Here is a 2,823-nt window from a genome sequence, read left to right as displayed (position 1 = left end):
GTCCCGTAACGCACTCTCCCTGCAGTGTGGATCGAATGGGTGGAACCCCGACTCCCCAGATTTCCTCATACGTTTCTACAGTATTATATACACAGAAAGACCATCTCGTTAGAGATGATCTTTCGCTTGTTACCTGGCAATAACCTACTTTCCCAGGGGCTATGCCCCAAGTATCATCGGCCCTGGAGGTCTTAACTTCCGTGTTCGGTATGGGAACGGGTGGAACCCCTCCGGCATAATCACCAGATGTCTGAGATATTCGCTTTCTTTCGATGGCTGTTCTCTCAAAACTGCACAGAGTCTTTCTAGTAATGTCGATTGAATTTGAGCCACTCACCTAGCGGTCTCGATTTAGGTCAAGCCCTCGACCGATTAGTACCAGTCAGCTCCACACGTCACCGTGCTTCCACACCTGGCCTATCAACCTGATCATCTTTCAGGGGTCTTACCAGCTTTCGCTGTGGGAAATCTCATCTTGAGGTCGGTTTCGCGCTTAGATGCTTTCAGCGCTTATCCGCTCCGAATATAGCTACCCAGCTATGCCTCTGGCGAGACAACTGGTACACCAGGGATTCGTCCATCCCGGTCCTCTCGTACTAGGGACAGATCCTCTCAAATTTCCTGCGCCTGCGACGGATAGGGACCGAACTGTCTCACGACGTTCTGAACCCAGCTCACGTACCGCTTTAATGGGCGAACAGCCCAACCCTTGGGACCTACTACAGCCCCAGGATGCGATGAGCCGACATCGAGGTGCCAAACCTCCCCGTCGATATGGACTCTTGGGGGAGATAAGCCTGTTATCCCCAGGGTAGCTTTTATCCGTTGAGCGATGGCCCTTCCACTCGGTACCACCGGATCACTAAGCCCGACTTTCGTCCCTGCTCGACTTGTAGGTCTCGCAGTCAAGCTCCCTTTTGCCTTTACACTCTTCGCGCGATTTCCAACCGCGCTGAGGGAACCTTTGGGCGCCTCCGTTACTCTTTAGGAGGCGACCGCCCCAGTCAAACTGCCCACCTGATACTGTCCCCAACCCCGATTCAGGGGCCTAGGTTAGAATTTCAGTACAAAAAGAGTGGTATCCCACCGTTGACTCCACCAAGGCTGGCGCCCTAGCTTCTCTGTCTCCCACCTATCCTGTACATTTTATACCAAAATCCAATGTCAAGCTACAGTAAAGCTCCATGGGGTCTTTCTGTCCTGTCGCAGGTAACCCGCATCTTCACGGGTATTACAATTTCGCCGAGTCCCTCGTTGAGACAGTGTCCAGATCGTTACACCTTTCGTGCGGGTCAGAACTTACCTGACAAGGAATTTCGCTACCTTAGGACCGTTATAGTTACGGCCGCCGTTTACTGGGGCTTCAATTCAAAGCTTCGCCTTGCGGCTAACCTCTCCTCTTAACCTTCCAGCACCGGGCAGGTGTCAGCCCCTATACATCTCCTTTCGGATTAGCAGGGACCTGTGTTTTTGTTAAACAGTCGCCTGGACCATTTCTCTGCGGCTCTTATTGCTAAGAGCGCCCCTTCTCCCGAAGTTACGGGGCTATTTTGCCGAGTTCCTTAACGAGGGTTTTCTCGCGCGCCTTAGGATTCTCACCCCATCTACCTGTGTCGGTTTACGGTACGGGCACCTAGTCACTCACTAGAGGTTTTTCTTGACAGCTTGGAGTCGGTTACTTCGCTACTATTTTTCGCTCCCCATCACGTCTCAGAGTATCGCAGGGCGGATTTGCCTACCCTACCTCCTTCATCGCTTGGGCCAACTCAACCAACGGTTGGCTTAACCTATCCTTCTGTGTCACCCCATTGCTCAAACATTTCTAGGTGGTACTGGAATCTCAACCAGTTGTCCATCACCTACGCCTTTCGGCCTCGGCTTAGGTCCCGACTTACCCTGGGCGGACGAGCCTTCCCCAGGAATCCTTAGATTTTCGGCGGGAAGGATTCTCACCTTCCTTTTCGCATACTCATACCGGCATTCTCACTTCTATCCACTCCACCAGACCTTACAGTCTGACTTCTCTGCTGATAGAACGCTCCCCTACCCCTGCGCATTAAGCGCAAGCCATAGCTTCGGTGATACACTTGAGCCCCGTTACATTTTCGGCGCAGAACCACTCGACCAGTGAGCTATTACGCACTCTTTAAATGGTGGCTGCTTCTGAGCCAACATCCTGGTTGTCTGTGCAATTCCACATCCTTTCCCACTTAGTGTATACTTGGGGACCTTAGCTGATGGTCTGGGCTGTTTCCCTTTCGACTATGAAGCTTATCCCCCACAGTCTGACTCCCAATCTAAATCTGATGGCATTCGGAGTTTGATAAGGTTCGGTAACCTGGTAAGGCCCCTAGCCTATTCAGTGCTCTACCGCCATCGATCATCAATTGAGGCTAGCCCTAAAGCTATTTCGGGGAGAACCAGCTATCTCCGTGTTCGATTGGCATTTCACCCCTACCCACAGCTCATCCCCTGCCTTTTCAACGACAGTGAGTTCGGGCCTCCAGTGGGTTTTACCCCACCTTCACCCTGGCCATGGGTAGATCACACGGTTTCGGGTCTACAGCATGTAACTTGCGCCCTTTTCAGACTCGCTTTCGCTTCGGCTCCGGCTTCTCACCTTAACCTTGCTACATACCGTAACTCGCCGGTTCATTCTACAAAAGGCACGCTACCATCCATAATTGGACTGTAACTGCTTGTAAGCGTACGGTTTCAGGTTCTTTTTCACTCCTCTTCCGAGGTGCTTTTCACCTTTCCCTCACGGTACTGGTTCACTATCGGTCGCTAAGTAGTATTTAGCCTTGGGAGGTGGTCCTCCCT

Annotated in this window: 2 rRNA genes; both read right to left on the bottom strand. The window is 52.0% G+C overall.

The features are described from left to right. Nucleotides 1–131 precede the first annotated feature (131 nt). Nucleotides 132–247, bottom strand: a 5S ribosomal RNA gene (gene rrf, locus DP73_RS16625). 105 nt (nucleotides 248–352) lie between these two features. Continuing rightward, nucleotides 353–2,823, bottom strand: a 23S ribosomal RNA gene (locus tag DP73_RS16620); the annotation flags it as partial.

Origin of the sequence: Desulfosporosinus sp. HMP52 (genome assembly GCF_000765145.1) — a bacterium.
Classification (GTDB): Bacteria; Bacillota; Desulfitobacteriia; order Desulfitobacteriales; family Desulfitobacteriaceae; genus Desulfosporosinus.
This window is presented reverse-complemented; position numbering and strand designations above follow the sequence as displayed.